Source organism: Streptomyces sp. NPDC002701 (assembly GCF_042889045.1).
Taxonomy (GTDB): Bacteria; Actinomycetota; Actinomycetes; order Streptomycetales; family Streptomycetaceae; genus Streptomyces.
On sequence record NZ_JBIAQL010000001.1, the window covers coordinates 537,382 to 553,158 of the forward strand.

Sequence of the window (15,777 nt, forward strand, 5' to 3'; positions counted from 1 at the left end):
GTCCCTGTCTAGTACGGGAATCACCTGGTCGGTACCCCCACCTGTTCCCACGCCTTCGTGACGGCCTGAAGTTCCTCCCCCTCGCCGTACGAGGTGCGGGCCTTCGCCAGGGTGAGGGTCGCGAAGTCCGTGAAGTCAGCCTCCGAGTCCAGCTCGCCGCCGGTCAGCACGTCGTACCAGATCTGTCCGGCACGCTCCCAGGCGTGTCCGCCGAGCGCGTTCGCGGCCAGGTAGAAGGCGTGGTTGGGGATGCCGGAGTTGATGTGCACGCCGCCGTTGTCGCGGCCGGTGCGGACGTAGTCGTCCATGGTGGCGGGCTGCGGGTCCTTGCCGAGCACGTCGTCGTCGTACGCCGTGCCCGGGGCCTTCATCGACCGCAGGGCCGTGCCCGTGACGCGTGGGGCGAGCAGGCCCGCGCCGATCAGCCAGTCGGCCTCGGTGGCGGTCTGGCCGAGTGTGTACTGCTTGATGAGCGAGCCGAAGACGTCCGAGAAGTGCTCGTTGAGCGCGCCCGGCTGGCCGAAGTACGTGAGGTTCGCCGTGTACTGGGTGACGCCGTGCGCGAGTTCGTGGCCGATGACGTCGACCGGGATGGTGAAGTCGAGGAAGATCTCGCCGTCACCGTCGCCGAACACCATCTGCTCGCCGTTCCAGAACGCGTTGTTGTACTCCTCGCCGAAGTGCACGGTCGCGGACAGCGGGAGGCCCTCGGCGTTGATGGAGTTGCGGTGGTACGTCTTCGAGAACAGGTCGAAGGTCGCACCGAGGCCGGCGTAGGCGCGGTTGACGGTGGCGTCCTTGCCGGGCTTGTCGCCCTCGCCGCGGACCTTCTTGCCGGGGAGGTCCTGCCGGTGCTTAGCGTCGTGGATCGTGCGGCTGGGCTTGTCCTCGGCGGCGCCGCTCGGCGGGGCGAGGGCGGGGGCGCCCAGCACGGTGGTCAGCCGGCGGTGGGTGCGCTCGAAGGCGTCGTGCTCCAGGGTGCGGCGTGCCTTGGCGGCGAGCGTGGGGTCCTCGGCCTGGGCCAGGGTGTCGAGGACGTGCGGCGGGACGATGGTGCAGAAGACGGGCTCGAAGCCCCCGTTTGTCGTCATGCCCGGCACGATTGCACTGCGTTACCTGCCTGTCACCAGGGGCAACCATGATTGGTGAAATAGGTCGATAAGGGGGATGAGCGCATCCGGTTTCGTGTACGGCGACCGCGCCCGGTGGCTGATCGCGCAGTTCCCCGCGCCCCTGGGCGGCGTCGGCCCGCGCCCGAAGTGCGGCGTGGAGGCGGGGCGGCCCCTTCAGGGGCGCGAGGAACTGCGCGATCCTTGAGGTGCGCGTGCGACGGCGGGTGCGGTGTTCGTTCCAGGGGCCCGGGGAACTGCGCAATCTTTTGGAGGGTGATGCCTCGTCCCGCATAGTGATACGGGGGGCCGCCCGTGTCGTCACTCCGATACCATGCGGAGCATCATGCGTTTCGGGCTGCTTCTCCTTAGCTGCCGCGGCGAGGGCCTGTAGTCGAGGCCGACCCCCTCCCCGCGGAGTTCGGCGTTGCGCCGTCGGCCGTCCCTCGGACCTCCCACCGTCCCGAGGATCGAACGGACCCAGAGGAGCCCTCGCATCATGGCCAACCGCCAGCAGCCCACCTCCATGCCGATCCACCGCTACCACCCGTACGACCAGGTGGACATCCCCGACCGTACGTGGCCGGACAACCGGATCACCGTCGCCCCCCGCTGGCTCTCCACCGACCTGCGTGACGGCAACCAGGCACTGATCGACCCCATGTCGCCCGCGCGCAAGCGCGAGATGTTCGACCTGCTGGTCAAGATGGGCTACAAGGAGATCGAGGTCGGCTTCCCGGCCTCCGGCCAGACCGACTTCGACTTCGTGCGCTCGATCATCGAGGAACCGGGCGCGATCCCGGACGACGTCACGATCTCCGTACTGACGCAGGCCCGTGAGGACCTGATCGAGCGGACCGTCGAGTCGCTGAAGGGCGCGAAGCGCGCCAACGTCCACCTCTACAACGCCACCGCGCCCGTCTTCCGCCGCGTCGTCTTCCGCGGGTCCAAGGACGACATCAAGCAGATCGCCGTCGACGGCACGCGTCTGGTGATGGAGTACGCCGAGAAGCTGCTGGGCCCCGAGACGGCCTTCGGCTACCAGTACAGCCCCGAGATCTTCACGGACACCGAGCTGGACTTCGCCCTGGAGGTCTGCGAGGCCGTCATGGACGTCTGGCAGCCGGGACCGAACCGCGAGATCATCCTGAACCTGCCGGCCACCGTGGAGCGCTCGACCCCCTCCACGCACGCGGACCGCTTCGAGTGGATGTCGCGCAACCTGTCCCGTCGCCAGTACGTCTGCCTGTCCGTGCACCCCCACAACGACCGCGGTACGGCGGTCGCGGCCGCCGAGCTGGCGCTGATGGCCGGCGCCGACCGCATCGAGGGCTGCCTGTTCGGCCAGGGCGAGCGCACCGGCAACGTCGACCTGGTCACCCTGGGTATGAACCTCTTCTCGCAGGGCGTCGACCCGCAGATCGACTTCTCGAACATCGACGAGGTCCGCCGCACCGCCGAGTACTGCAATCAGATGGAGGTCCACGCCCGCCACCCGTACGTCGGCGACCTCGTCTACACCTCCTTCTCGGGCTCCCACCAGGACGCCATCAAGAAGGGCTTCGACGCGATGGAGGCCGACGCGGCCGCCAAGGGCGTCACGGTCGACGACATCGAGTGGGCCGTCCCGTACCTGCCGATCGATCCCAAGGACGTCGGCCGCTCGTACGAGGCCGTCATCCGGGTCAACTCCCAGTCCGGCAAGGGCGGTATCGCGTACGTCCTGAAGAACGACCACAAGCTGGACCTGCCGCGCCGGATGCAGATCGAGTTCTCGAAGATCATCCAGGCGAAGACCGACGCCGAGGGCGGCGAGGTCACGGGCAAGGACATCTGGGCGGCCTTCCAGGACGAGTACCTGCCCAACCCGGCCAACCCGTGGGGCCGCGTCCAGGTCCGCAACGGCCAGTCCACGACGGACAAGGACGGCGTGGACACGCTCACGGTCGAGGCCGAGGTGGACGGCGCCGAGACCACCCTGGTCGGCACCGGCAACGGCCCGATCTCCGCGTTCTTCCACGCACTGCAGGGCATCGGGGTGGACGCCCGGCTGCTGGACTACCAGGAGCACACGATGAGCGAGGGCGCCTCCGCGGTGGCCGCCTCGTACATCGAGGTCGCGATCGGCGACAAGGTGCTGTGGGGGATCGGCATCGACGCGAATACGACACGCGCGTCGCTGAAGGCCGTCGTCTCCGCCGTCAACCGCGCCACACGATAGGGCCGTTCACCTGGGTTTCTCCGGTCCCGTCCGCCTCACAGGCGGGCGGGACCGCTGCGTTTATCCAGCCATGTCGACGACTGGCCCCGCACGGGGTACTGACTCCGCATCGACAATGTGGCTAACATCACGCCAACGCGGCGATGTTGCCGTGGGGTTACGGAGGTGCGAACGTGCTGCCAGGATGGGGTAGAAACGGCCGGTTTGTCCGTGTCGGCAGTGTGGGCGTCTCTCGCATCCTCGGAACCAGGACGGCGTGGACCACCGTCGGTGACGGCGAGTTCTTCTGCCCGGGCTGCGGAGGCGACCGCAACTACCAGCGCCTCACCGGCCGCCGCCGCTTCACCTGCCTCGGTGTCCCGGTCCTGCCGCGCGGCGAGACGGGTCCCGTCGTGGAGTGCGCGGCCTGCGCGCACCACTACAGCGCGGACGTTCTCGACCACCCGACCACCACCCGCTTCTCGGCGATGCTCCGGGACGCCGTCCACACCGTCGCCCTCGCAGTGCTGGCCGCGGGGGGTACGTGCGCCCGTACGTCGCTGGAGACGGCCGCGGGCGCCGTGCGCTCGGCGGGCTTCGACGACTGCACGGAGGAGCAGCTGGCCGCGCTCGTGGAGGCACTCGCCGCCGACACCGGACGGATCTTCGGCGAACCGTGCGGGCCGGGACTGTCCATAGAGCTGCACGAGGCGCTGGACCCGCTGGCCCCGCATCTCGCCCCCGCCGGCCGTGAGGCGATCCTCCTCCAGGGGGCGCGGATCGCCCTCGCGGACGGGCCGTACACGCCCGCCGAACGGGAGGCGCTCACGACGGTCGGTGCGGCGCTCACGATCTGCGCCGACGATGTCACGCGCCTCCTGACGGCCGCCCGAACGCCGTCCTGACCGGCTCCCGCCGTCCGTGTCCTGACCTCTCCATCCGTCCTTGTCCTGACCGCTCCCGCCGTCCTCTCCGCTCCCGGCGTCCTCGTACCGCCGGGACGGCGTACGTTCCGGATCCGCCACCTCCCTGTCCCGCGGGCGTTGTCCCTCCGCAGGGGCATTGCCCTGTCCCATGGTGCGCACTGGTTTCACCTGGGACATCCCACGTCCCATGTCCACTTCTCCTGTAAGGATGAACCGTGGTCCTCATGAGCCGCCCTCGTCCGACCGTCCTGGGCGCCCTCGCCGCCGTCGCGGGGCTCACCGCCGCACTCGTCTCCACGGGGACCGCCGTCGCCGCGCCCGCCGCGGACCGGCCGTCGCGGGGGTGTGTCTCCTCCGTCCCCTTCGTGGCGGGGCAGAACGGCTACGACACGTACCGCATCCCCGCCACCGTCCTGACCAGGACCGGTGCGCTGCTCGCCTTCGCCGAGGGCAGACACAACGGCGCCGGGGACACCGGCAACATCGACGTCGTCCTCAGACGGTCCGGTGACGGCGGCTGCACGTGGGGGCGGCAGTCCGTCGTCGCGGCCGGCGGGGGCGACACCCGCGGCAATCCCGCGCCCGTGGTCGATCCCCGTACCGGCAAGGTCGTCCTCCTCACGTCCTACAACAGCGGTGCTGTGACGGAGGCGCAGATAATGCGGGGCGAGGTCACGGCCGAGCAGAGCCGGCGGGTCTTCGTGCAGACGAGCAGGGACGACGGGCGCCGCTTCGACGCGCCCCGGGAGATCACCACCGCCGTGAAACGGCCCGGGTGGCGGTGGTACGCCACCGGGCCCGGACACGCGGTGGCGCTGACCCGGGGGCCGTACGCCGGGCGCCTGGTCGTCCCGGCCAACCACTCGGCCGCGCCGCCGGACGGCTCCGCCGACACCGGGCAGGAGGCCAGGTACTACGGGGCGCATGCCCTCTACAGCGACGACGGGGGCGTGACGTGGCGGATCGGGTTCGTGGACGACTCGTACGACGGGGTCGACAACGCGAACGAGAGTGCGGTGGCGCAACTGCCCGACGGGCGGCTGTACTTCAGCTCGCGCGACCAGAACGGGAGCAGTGCGGGGAACCGGCTCGACAGCTACTCCAGTGACGGGGGTGTCACGCTCGACCGGCCGTACCGGGTGCAGCCGACACTCGACGCGGTGCCTGTCGTGCAGGGGAGTGTGCTGCAGGTTCGGGGGCGGGCCGGTGCGCCGCTGCTGTTCTCCGGGCCGTCCGTGCCGACGGTTCGGCAGTCCATGGCTGTGTGGCGCAGTGGGGATCGCGGGGTGAGTTTCACCAGGGCTCGGACGCTGTCCTCGTTGCGGGCCGCGTACTCCGACCTCGTCCAGCTGAGCTCCGACAGGGTCGGGCTCCTCTACGAGACGGGGGTGGCGGGCCCGTACGAGAGGATCGAGTTCCGCCGGCTGGGGCTGGGTGAGCTGCGGGGGTAACGCCTTTTTCGCCCCCGCCGCCCCTACCCATTCCCGTCACTGCTCGGGGGCCAGCCCCCGAACCCCCGGTCCTCAAAAGCCGGACGGGCTGGATTTTACAGCCCCTCCGGCGGTTGAGGACGAGCGGGCAGCCCGACACCCGGGGTCAGGGGGCGCAGCCCCCAGGGTTGGGACGGGAAGGGGCGGCGGGGGCGGAGAAAGCCCTACAACAGACCGGCCCCCGCCAAGAACTTCCCCACCACCGCGACCTCCTCCGTCGACAGCGGCACCTGCGGCTCCGCCGTGGCCGGGCACGCGATGATCCCCCGCAGATGCAGCGCGGCCTTGAAGGCGCCGAGCGCCGACGAACCGCCCCCCATCCGGAACGTCGCAGCCCCCACCCGCACCATCCCGAACAACGCGCACAACCGCTCCTGCTCGGCCCGGGCCGGCTCCCACTCGCCCGCGCGGCACAGCCGGTACAGGCGTACGTACCCGGCAGGGTCGACGTTCGCGAGCCCCGGGACGGCCCCGTCCGCCCCCATCGCCAGCGCGGAGTCGACGACGAGCTCGGACCCGGTCAGCACGCTGAAACCGGAGAGGGCGGGGTGCGCCCGCGCCCCGGTGACGACGGCCCGGAAGTTGCCCTCGTCGCCGCTGGAGTCCTTCAGCCCGGCCAGCACCCCCTCCGCCGCCAGCTCCAGCACCAAGTCGGCGCCCAGCTTGGAGTGGACGCCGACCGGGAGGTCGTAGGCGAAGACCGGCACCGGGGAGCCGGCCGCGACGAGGCGGAAGTGGCGGGCGATCTCGGCGGGGTGCGTGCGCGTGTAGAAGGGGGCCGTCACGACCACGGCGTCGGCGCCCGCGTCGGTGACGTACCGGACGTGGTCGAGGACGCGCGGGGTCGTCATGTCGATGGCTCCGGCCAGGACCGGGACCGCGCCCGCCACGTGGCGGACCACCGTCTCGACGACGAGGCGGCGGTCACGGTCCGGCAGGTGGGCCGCCTCGGAGGAGGTACCGAGGACGAACAGGCCGTGCACCCCGCCCTCCAGCAGATGGTCGACCAGTCCGGTCAGGGAGGGGACGTCCACCTCGCGGTCCGGTGTCAGGGGCGTGCAGACGGGCGGTACGACACCGGTCAGCGGGGCGGGAAGGGTCATCAAGGCTCCCTCGGGATGTCGGCCATGGCGGTGGCCTCCGGTACGGCGGTGACGGCCTGGGCGACCAGGTCACGGGTCGAGAGACCGTCCTGCACAGGATGGTGGCAGCGGTAGCGGTGCCCGAGTGTCGACGCGGCCGCGAAGTCCGGCATGGCTTCCGCGCACACCGCGTCCGCCCGCCAGCAGCGGGTGCGGAAGGGGCAGCCGCTCGGCGGACGGGTGGCCGAGGGCACGGGGCCCACCAGGGGGATCGGGTCGATGGGGTCCAGCAGGCCGGGCGTCGCCGAGAAGAGGGCGCGGGTGTACGGGTGCCGGGACCGGTCCGTCACCTCGTCGGTCGGGGACTCCTCGACGATCCGGCCCAGGTACATCGTGATGATGCGGTCGCTCATCCTCCGTACGGTCTGGATGTCGTGCGAGACGAAGACGAGGGCCAGGCCCAGGCGTTCCTTGAGGTCGAGGAGGAGGTTGAGGATCTGGGCGCGGACCGAGACGTCGAGCGCGCTCGTCGGTTCGTCGGCGACGACCAGGTCCGGGTCGAGGGCCAGCGCCCGGGCGATGGCGACCCGCTGCCGCTGTCCGCCGGACAGCTGCCCGGGGAGGCCGTCGGCCAGCGCCCTGGGCAGCCCGACGAGGGACATCAGCTCGCGGACCCGGTCGTCCCGCTCGCGGGGGGTGCCGCGCTTGTGCACGTCCAGGGGGTCGCGCAGGATCTGGCGTACCGTCAGCCGGCGGTTCAGGGCCGTCGACGGGTCCTGGAAGATCATGCCGCAGCCGGCGCCCACCGTGGTCCGCCGCTCGTCCGGTGCCATCGTCCACAGGTCGCCGCCCCGCAGGGACACCGTCCCGGACGTCGGTCTCTGCACTCCCACCAGGACCTTGGCGAGGGTCGACTTGCCGCAGCCGGACTCCCCGACGACGCCGACCGTCTCACCGGGCGCGATGGTCAGACCGGCGCCGGTGAGGGCGTACACGCGGTCCCGGGCGAACAGGCCGCCGCTGCGCGCCTTGTGGACGACGTGCACGTCGGACAGTTCCACGAGGGGGGCCGCGGGAGGGGTCGGGGGACGGCCCGTGAGAGAGCTTGCCGGTCCGCTCATGTCACGGCCTCGCTTCCGTCGGTCCGGCCGGCCCGGCCGGGGTCGTGGTCGTGCCGGTGGTCAGCGGGATCGCCGGGTGGTGGCAGGCGACCTGGTGGTGGGACGCGCCCGCCAGCCGGGGCGCGTTCGCCCGGCACACCTCCGTCGCCATCGGGCACCGGTCGGCGAAACGGCAGCCCGCGGGGAAGTCGGCGGGGGAGGGCACCACGCCCTTGATCTGGGTCATCCGCTCCGCCGCCGACTCCAGCGACAGGACGCTGCCGAGGAGACCGCGCGTGTAGTGGTGGGACGGCGACTCCACCAGGTCCGCCGTCACGCCCGACTCGACGATCTGGCCGCCGTACATCACGACCACCCGGTCGGTGACGTCCGCGACGAGCGCCAGGTCGTGGGAGACGAGGACGAGCGCGAAGTCCAGCTCGGTACGCAGCCTCAGCAGCAGCTCTATGATCTGCGCCTGCACGGTGACGTCGAGGGCGGTCGTGGGCTCGTCGGCGACGATCAGCCTGGGTTCGCGGGAGAGCGCCATCGCGATCAGCACGCGCTGGCGCTGGCCGCCGGACAGTTCGTGCGGGTAGCTGCGCAGGGTGCGTTCCGGGTCGAGGCCGACCAGTTCGAGGAGTTCGGTGCCCGTGCGGGTGCCGCCCCGCCTGACCACCTGCTTGAGCTGCGCGCGGATCGTCATCGCCGGGTTCAGCGACGACAGGGCGTCCTGGTAGACCATCGCCATCTCGTGGCCGAGGAGCCTGCGCCGGACACGCATCGGCTCGCCGACCAACTGCCGCTGGTCGAACCGCACATGGCCGCGGACCCGGGCGCCCTTCGGTTCCAGGCCCATCACGGCGAGGGCGGTGAGCGACTTGCCGCAGCCGGACTCGCCCACCAGGCCCAGGACCTCGCCGGGCTGGACGTCGAAACTGATGCCGTCGACGATGTCCACACCCCCGTGGCGGGCGTCGAAGCCGATGGCCAGGTTCTCGACGCTCAGCACCGGCTGCCGTCCCTGGGGCAGGGGGCGGGCCCGGCTGCGGAGCCGCTGGGCCGCCTCCGTGAGACCGGGCAGCTCCAGGACCTTCCCGCTGCCGGGCTCGGGCGCCTCCAGGCGGTCCTCCTCCTCGCGCGCCGCCACCTCGCGGGCCGCGGGCGCCGCCCACGCGTCCGAGACGCCCTCGGAGAGGATGTTCAGGGAGAGCACGGTGACCAGCATCAGCAGGCCGGGGAACACGGTCGCCCACCAGCCGCCGGTCAGCACCATGTTCTTGCCGTCCGCGATGACACTGCCCCAGGACGGGTCCGGTGGCCGCACCCCCGCGCCGATGAAGGACAGTGACGCCTCGAAGACGATCGCCTCGGCGACCTGCACGGTGCAGAAGACGAGGACGGGAGCGGCGCAGTTGATGGCCACGTGCCGCCACACGATGTGCGGGGTACGGGCACCGATGACCCGCTCGGCGGTCACGTAGTCCTCGCCGTACTGGTCCATCACGTTGGCCCGTACGACCCGCGCCATCGGCGGCATGTAGAGGAACGCGATCGCGCCGATGAGGATCGGGATGCCGCCGCCGAACACGGCGACGAAGACGGCCGCGAGCGCGATGCCGGGAAAGGCCATGACGATGTCGAGGCCGCGCATCAGCGTCTCGTCGACCGACTTGCGCGAGGTCGCCGCGATCGCGCCGATGACGGCGCCCACGACCAGCGCGAGGGCGGTCGCGCCGAGGCCGATCGCCAGGGACCAGCGGGCCCCGTACATCAGCCGGCTGAGGATGTCCCGGCCCAGGCTGTCCTGCCCCATCCAGTGGGCGCCCGACGGGGCGCCCTCGCCGTTGCCGTCGTCGACCAGCGGCGACTGTTCGAGCGGGTCGTGCGGGGCGACGAGGGGGGCCAGCAGGGCCGTGAGGACGACGATCCCGAGGACGACGACGGCGATCCGCGAGATCAGGGGCAGCCGGGTGAATCCCCTGAGGCGGACACCGGGCAGGGAAAGGGCGTCGGTGAGCCGCTTCCGGTACATCAGCATCATGCCTCGGCACTCCTCAGACGCGGGTTGACCAGCAGGTAGAGGATGTCGATGACCAGGTTCACGACGACGAACCCGAAGGCGATGGTGAGGACGCCGCCCTGGACGACGGCCGGATCACCGTTCTTCACGGCGTCGATCATGAGTTTCCCCATCCCCGGCAGGTTGAAGATCGTCTCGATGACGACCGCACCGCCGAGCAGGTAGCCGACGCGCAGTCCGAGCACGGTCAGCGGGTTCATCAGGGCGTTGCGCAGGACGTTCCGCCCGACCACGACCACCGGGGGCAGCCCGCTGCCGATGGCGGTCCGCACGTAGTCCTTGTCCAGTTCCTCGACCACCGCCGTACGGACGATCCGGGTGAGCTGGGCGGCGACCGGCAGCGACAGGGCCAGCGCGGGCAGGGTCATGGTCTTCAGCCAGCCGGTGAACGAGTCGGCCGGGTTGACGTATCCGCTGGTCGGGAACCAGCCCGCGTCCACGGCGAGGTACTGGATCATCAGCAGCGCCAGCCAGAAGCCGGGGGCCGCGACGCCGGTCAGCGAGACGACGCGGATCAGCTGGTCGGGGAAGCGGTCCCGGTAGATCGCGGCGGTGATCCCGCCGAGCAGCGACAGCACCACCGCGATGCCGAGGCCCAGGAAGGTCAGCTGCATGGTGAGCGGCAACGCGGTGGTGACCTGGTCGACCACCGGCGCCCTGGTCAGCGCGCTGACCCCCATGTCGCCCCGGACCAGGTCCCCGACGAAGTCGAAGTACCGCACCGGGAACGGGTCGAGCAGTCCGTTGCGCTCCCGGAAATCGTGCAGTTGCTGCTCGGTGGGGTTCGCGCCCTGGAAGTAGGCGGACGCCGGATCACTGTCCGAGAACCGCATCACGACGAAGACGAACAGAATGATCCCGAGCATCAACGGAACAAGGAGAACGATCCGCCGAATCATCATCCGCACAACCGCAACCACGGTTTATGTCTCTCCTCACTGCTGCCGGCGACCCGTCACACAACCCTCAGACCCACTTCGCCTGCAGCACGTTTATCCCCGGATAGGGCTGGGCCCGAACCCCCGTCAGATCCTTTGCGTCCCAGGCGGTGATGAGCTCGTTGTGCACCACCGGATAGATCACCGCATTCTCGGCGACGACATCGATGTAGTCCTGAGTCATCGTCTTCTTCTTTTCGGTGTCCGGTTCACGGGTGGCCTGGTCCATCCGTTTGAAGAGATCCTTCGCCACGGAACTCCCCTCCCAGCGGGCATACCGCATCCAGGTGTTTCCAGGCCCGTAGTTGTAATGCATGATCAGATCGGCGTCCAGGCCGAACTGATTGGGATTGGACGCGGCGGCGACGACCTGGAAGTCCTTCTTCTGGTCGAGTTTCGTGAAGAGCGCGGCGGTCTCCTGCGGCTCCAGGGTCGTCCTGACGCCGATCGCGTCCCAGGACGCCTTGATCGTCGGCAGGCAGTCGACGATCCAGCTCACGTTGACCGCCATGAGGCTGACCTTCAGCCCGCTGACCCCGGCCTCCCGCAGGAGCGCCTTGGCCTTGTCCGGGTCGTATCCGTAGACGGTCTTCGCCTTCCGGTACGTCGGATTCGCCTCGTTGAGATACGACGACGCCGGTTTCCCGTGCCCGCGCAGCGCGGCCCGGATCATTTTCTCCGTGTCGATCGCGTAGTGCAGTGCCTGCCGTACCCGCACGTCGTCGAACGGTTTGTGGGCGGTGTTGAAGAGGAGGAAGAGGTGGTTCATCCCCGCCCCGCCCTCGACCTTCATCCCGCCCTTCTCCAGCTGGGAGATATTGGCGTAGGGGATGTTGTCGGAGATCTGCGCACCGGCACTGGAACCGGAGATCTTCGCGACCCGGGGTGCGGCATCCACTATCGTCAGCCAGTTCATCTTCTTGAACGCGGCCTTTCTCGGCCCGTTGTAGTCGGCGAACGCCTCGAAAGTGGTGTTGGACTTCGGGTGGTGGGCGCTCTGCCGGTACGGTCCCGAGCCCACCGCCTTTCCCGTCGTCGCCTCGTCCAGCGCCCCCGGTTTCCCGAACACGTGCTTCGGCATGATCTTCGCGAGTGTCAGCCGCTGCGCCCCGTCCGGGAAGGGGAACTTGAGGACGAGCTCCACCGATTTCTCGTCCACCTTCCGCACCTCCTTGAGCCAGGACGCGAAGAAGTTCTTGGCGAGGGTCGTCGTCTTCGGGTCCAGTACGCGCCCGTAGGTGAAGATCACGTCGTCGGCGGTGACGGGCTGCCCGTCGTGCCACTTCGCGCCCCCGCGCAGCGTGAACCTCCAGGTGGTCGCCTGCAGATCCGCCGGGACCTCGGTGGCCAGGGCCGCGTACGGCTCGCGGCTGATCGGGTCGGTGTCTAGGAGCCCCTCGTAGATGTGGTGGTTGGCGGCCATGGAGAACGCCGAGGCCGTCATCAGCGGGTCCCAGCTCTGGTCGTTGCCGTAGCCGATCACCGCGGTGAGTGTGCGGTCGGCGCCCTCGCCCCCGTCACCCGTCTCGTTCGTGGACTCCGGTCCCGACGAGCAGGCGGAGAGCGTCGAGGCGATGGTGGCGGCCGCGCCGAGCGCGCCGGAGTACTTCAGGAACGACCGGCGGTGCAGCGCCGGTGCGGGGGTCGCGTCGCGCACGGTTCCTCCAGCAAGGAGTGGGAGATACGACGTCCTACGTCATAGGTGCAGCGTGACGATAGGAGGGGCCGGGAGGGCGGTCAAGGGAACGCGCACGAATGCCGCTTCTTCCAGAGGTGCGACCAATGTCGGCCCGCCGATCACGAAGTTGACGGACGGTCAACCGTCGATTGACGCGAATCCTGTCGGGAGGTGGGACGTGGGATGTCCCTGCCGCGTACGATGCGGCGCATGTCTGAGCGGCGCGCATCCGACGGCTCCAGGGGCGATCCCAGGTGCTCACCCTTCCCGGCGCGCTCCGTCCGCGAGCGACGGGTGAGCAGCCGGATCCAGCGCGAGGTCATGCAGCTGATCCTCGACCGCGGACTCCGGGCCGGCGCGCCCCTGCCCACCGAGTCCGAGCTGATGGAGTCCCTCGGTGTCAGCCGCAACTCCGTGCGCGAGGCGCTCAAGGCGCTCCAGGCCCTCGACATCGTGGAGGTCAGGCATGGGTACGGCACCTATGTCGGCCAGGCGTCGCTGACGCCGTTCGCCGACGGTCTGACCTTCCGCACGCTGGCCCGCCAGGGCGACGACACGGGCGCGCTGGCCGAGGTGCTCCAGGTCAGGGAGGTGCTGGAGGAGGGGCTCATGCGCCGGGTCGCGGGGGCTCTGTCGGACGGGGAGCTGGACCGCCTGGAGGGTGTCGTGGACCGGATGGAGGAGGCGGGGCTGGCCGGCCGCCCGTTCCCCGAACTCGACCGGGAGTTCCACGAATTGCTGTACGCGCCGCTCGGGAACGCCCTGGTGCCGCAGTTGCTGGGCGCCTTCTGGACCGTGTTCCGGCGGGTCTCCGGTGTCCGGGGCTGGACGGACGATCCGGCGCCCGAGGTCACGGTCCGCCGCCACCGTGACATAGTCGTCGCGCTGCGGGCGCACGACGTCGAAGGGGCGCAGAAGGCCATGGCGGACCATTTCCGGGGGATCGAGGCGAGGGCCGCCCAGGAGTCACGGGGGGTCGGATGAGCGCGGGATGGGACGAGCGGGCGGCCGGCGTGCTCCGGCTGCCGTCCGGGCGGCTGGTGAGGGGCCGGGGACTGCGGCGGGAACTCGACCCGCGGTCGCTGCCCCCGACGTACGGGGTCTACCTGCTGGGCAAGGAGCCGCCCGAAGTGCCCTGGGAGAGCCGGTGGTTGCGGTGGCCCGACTTCCGGCTGCCCCGGGACCGGGCGGAGGCGCGGAAGGTCCTGACGCAGACCTGGGAGCGGGCCGCGGACCCCGCCGAACGCGTGGAGATCGCCTGCGGGGGCGGCCGGGGGAGGACGGGCACGGCCCTGGCCTGTCTGGCCGTCCTGGACGGCGTGCCGCCCGAGGAGGCCGTGCGGTTCGTACGACGTGACTACGACCGCCACGCCGTCGAGACGCCGTGGCAGCGCACGTACGTACGCAGGTTCGGAGGGTGACCGGAAGTCCCTCCTCCGTACCCACGCTCATCCCTTGGTCGGGGTGCCGTAGACCATCGGCCGACAGCCGGGCCGGGCGCCCCTCACCAGACTTGCGGCATGACGCAGAACACGGGGAAGACCGAGGACACGGGACAGCGCACCGCGGACGTCGCGGGGATCAGCCGCGCGCGGTTCATGGCCGGCGCGGCGGCCGTCGGGGCCGGCGTGGCGGCGGTCCTGCCGGCGGCGCCCGCCGCGGCCGGCAGCCGCCGCGAGCAGGCGCCCGGCGGACCGCGGCGCCGCGGTCCCGAGCGCCGCGGGCTGACGCACCGCGGGATGGTCTACACCGTCGGGGCCGGGGAGACCCCGGGCACGGCGTGGAGCGAGCGGCGGATGCGCGGCGACATCCGGGTGATCGCGCACGACCTGCACGCCGACACCGTCGAGGTCACCGGCGACGGCGTCGAGCGCCTGACCGCCACGGCGGACGAGGTCGCGGAGCGCGGACTGCACGTGTGGCTCCAGCCGACACTGGGCGACGTACCGGAGAAGGACATCCTCGAACACCTGGCGGAGACGGGGCGCCACGGGGAGCGGCTGCGGCGTCAGGGCGCGCGGGTCACCCTCGCCGTGGGGTGCGAGTTCTGGCTGTTCGTGCCGGACATCGTGCCGGGAGCCGATGTCCTGGAGCGGATCGAGAACCTGCGGAAGGGCACCTTCGACCTCGTGCGGATGCAGCGGCGGCTCGCCGCGTTCACCACGAAGGCGGCGGGGGTCGGCCGGTCGGTCTTCCGCGGCAGTCTCAGTTACGCCGCCGCACAGGATCCGGCGTTCGAGAACGTCGACTGGAACCTCTTCGACATCGTGGGAATCGACTATTACTCGTATTTTCCCCGGCGGGCGCAGTACGTGAACGAATTGCGTACGTTCCTGCGCTGGGGCAAGCCGCTCGCGATCACCGAGTTCGGCACCTGCACGTTCGCCGGCGCCCCCGAACAGGGCGGGATGGGCTGGGACGTGGTCGACTACGGCAAGACACCACCGGAGATCAAAGGCGGAGTGGTGCGCAGCGAACGCGTACAGGCCGCTTATCTCACTGATGTCCTCGACGTCTTCGAATCGATGAACCTGTACGCGGCAATGGCGTTCGAGTTCGTCACCCCCGACTCCCCGCACCGCCCCGACGACCCGCGGTACGACCTCGACATGGCGTCCTACGCCGTCGTCAAGCCCCTCAAGGACCGGCCCGACGACCCCGGCTCCGACTGGCACTGGGAACCCAAACAGGCTTTCCACGCGCTCGCCCGGCAGTACGGACGACACCGCCCGGACGCCGCGTATAAGAATCCCCAGTAGCAAAAACTTCTCTTCGGGCAATGTCGGGTCTTGACCTACAAACGCCGTCGTCAATACTTTCGGCGGCGTTACGCTCACTCATTTGCCGCGCACCCGAGTAAGGATGGGCGCGTTAGCGACATATGACGAAAGCACAGCCTCTCGGCGCTCCGGCTCACGCCCGCGTGGTGCACAAGAACCTGGCCGCCTCCCCCGCGGTGGTGATGGGCCGGTACATCTACACACCGGCCTCGGCCTATTCGGCGCCGGGCGCCCGTGGCACCTTGCACGGAGACGGAAAGCCGGTGGAACTGCAGGTTACGGAGCCGCTGCTGGGTGAATTCCTGGCGTTTCTGAACAGGGCGCAGTCCGACCTGGACCAGCGGTGGAGCGCCCAGGGGCGACCCGGTGGCAACGTGGCCTGTGTCTGAGG

General features: G+C 70.2%; 14 protein-coding genes. 8 read left to right on the forward strand and 6 right to left on the reverse strand.

The window, feature by feature from the left end:
• Nucleotides 1–20 precede the first annotated feature (20 nt).
• Nucleotides 21–1,091 (reverse strand): M4 family metallopeptidase, encoded by a 1,071-nt coding sequence (locus ACFYXC_RS02265; protein ID WP_389545869.1) that lies wholly within the window; start codon nucleotides 1,089–1,091, stop codon nucleotides 21–23.
• Nucleotides 1,092–1,167: 76 nt separating this feature from the next.
• Here ACFYXC_RS02265 and ACFYXC_RS02270 point away from each other — a divergent pair, with 76 nt between their 5' ends.
• From ACFYXC_RS02270 to ACFYXC_RS02285, 4 genes are all read left to right on the forward strand, one after another.
• Complete coding sequence (locus ACFYXC_RS02270; RefSeq protein ID WP_389545872.1) at nucleotides 1,168–1,317, forward strand: hypothetical protein; 150 nt, start codon at nucleotides 1,168–1,170, stop codon at nucleotides 1,315–1,317.
• 291 nt (nucleotides 1,318–1,608) lie between these two features.
• Nucleotides 1,609–3,330, forward strand: a complete 1,722-nt coding sequence (leuA, locus tag ACFYXC_RS02275) for a 2-isopropylmalate synthase (protein WP_389545875.1) — start codon at nucleotides 1,609–1,611, stop codon at nucleotides 3,328–3,330.
• A gap of 173 nt (nucleotides 3,331–3,503) precedes the next feature.
• Entirely contained in the window at nucleotides 3,504–4,214 is a 711-nt protein-coding gene (locus ACFYXC_RS02280; RefSeq protein ID WP_388908774.1) for a TerB family tellurite resistance protein, read from the forward strand.
• A 245-nt stretch (nucleotides 4,215–4,459) separates the two neighbouring features.
• Nucleotides 4,460–5,686: an exo-alpha-sialidase gene (locus ACFYXC_RS02285; RefSeq protein WP_388908772.1), complete on the forward strand. Its 1,227-nt coding sequence runs from the start codon at nucleotides 4,460–4,462 to the stop codon at nucleotides 5,684–5,686.
• A gap of 203 nt (nucleotides 5,687–5,889) precedes the next feature.
• Here ACFYXC_RS02285 and ACFYXC_RS02290 read toward each other — a convergent pair whose 3' ends face one another.
• From ACFYXC_RS02290 to ACFYXC_RS02310, 5 genes are read right to left on the reverse strand one after another with little or no spacing between them, the layout of a single operon-like run.
• Nucleotides 5,890–6,828 carry a dihydrodipicolinate synthase family protein gene (locus ACFYXC_RS02290; RefSeq protein WP_388908770.1) on the reverse strand — a complete coding sequence of 313 codons (939 nt, stop codon included), beginning with the start codon at nucleotides 6,826–6,828 and terminating at the stop codon, nucleotides 5,890–5,892.
• Entirely contained in the window at nucleotides 6,828–7,928 is a 1,101-nt protein-coding gene (locus ACFYXC_RS02295) for an oligopeptide/dipeptide ABC transporter ATP-binding protein (protein WP_389545880.1), read from the reverse strand. The genes ACFYXC_RS02290 and ACFYXC_RS02295 overlap by 1 nt, the downstream gene beginning before the upstream one ends.
• A gap of 1 nt (nucleotide 7,929) precedes the next feature.
• Nucleotides 7,930–9,948 (reverse strand): dipeptide/oligopeptide/nickel ABC transporter permease/ATP-binding protein, encoded by a 2,019-nt coding sequence (locus ACFYXC_RS02300; RefSeq protein ID WP_389546748.1) that lies wholly within the window; start codon nucleotides 9,946–9,948, stop codon nucleotides 7,930–7,932.
• Complete coding sequence (locus ACFYXC_RS02305; protein ID WP_388908766.1) at nucleotides 9,948–10,910, reverse strand: ABC transporter permease; 963 nt, start codon at nucleotides 10,908–10,910, stop codon at nucleotides 9,948–9,950. Before ACFYXC_RS02305 ends, ACFYXC_RS02300 begins: the two co-directional genes overlap by 1 nt.
• Before the next feature lie 46 nt (nucleotides 10,911–10,956).
• Nucleotides 10,957–12,585 (reverse strand): ABC transporter substrate-binding protein, encoded by a 1,629-nt coding sequence (locus ACFYXC_RS02310; protein WP_389545884.1) that lies wholly within the window; start codon nucleotides 12,583–12,585, stop codon nucleotides 10,957–10,959.
• A gap of 231 nt (nucleotides 12,586–12,816) precedes the next feature.
• Here ACFYXC_RS02310 and ACFYXC_RS02315 point away from each other — a divergent pair, with 231 nt between their 5' ends.
• The 4 genes from ACFYXC_RS02315 (at nucleotide 12,817) to ACFYXC_RS02330 (ending at nucleotide 15,775) form a co-directional block, all read left to right on the forward strand.
• Nucleotides 12,817–13,590, forward strand: coding sequence for a FadR/GntR family transcriptional regulator (locus ACFYXC_RS02315; protein ID WP_389545887.1), 774 nt, complete (start codon nucleotides 12,817–12,819; stop codon nucleotides 13,588–13,590).
• Nucleotides 13,587–14,027 carry a protein-tyrosine phosphatase family protein gene (locus ACFYXC_RS02320; RefSeq protein ID WP_389545890.1) on the forward strand — a complete coding sequence of 147 codons (441 nt, stop codon included), beginning with the start codon at nucleotides 13,587–13,589 and terminating at the stop codon, nucleotides 14,025–14,027. Before ACFYXC_RS02315 ends, ACFYXC_RS02320 begins: the two co-directional genes overlap by 4 nt.
• A gap of 99 nt (nucleotides 14,028–14,126) precedes the next feature.
• On the forward strand, nucleotides 14,127–15,365 hold the full coding sequence (locus tag ACFYXC_RS02325; RefSeq protein ID WP_389545893.1) for an abortive phage infection protein: 1,239 nt from the start codon (nucleotides 14,127–14,129) through the stop codon (nucleotides 15,363–15,365).
• A gap of 164 nt (nucleotides 15,366–15,529) precedes the next feature.
• Complete coding sequence (locus tag ACFYXC_RS02330) at nucleotides 15,530–15,775, forward strand: hypothetical protein (protein WP_389545895.1); 246 nt, start codon at nucleotides 15,530–15,532, stop codon at nucleotides 15,773–15,775.
• Nucleotides 15,776–15,777: the final 2 nt, after the last annotated feature.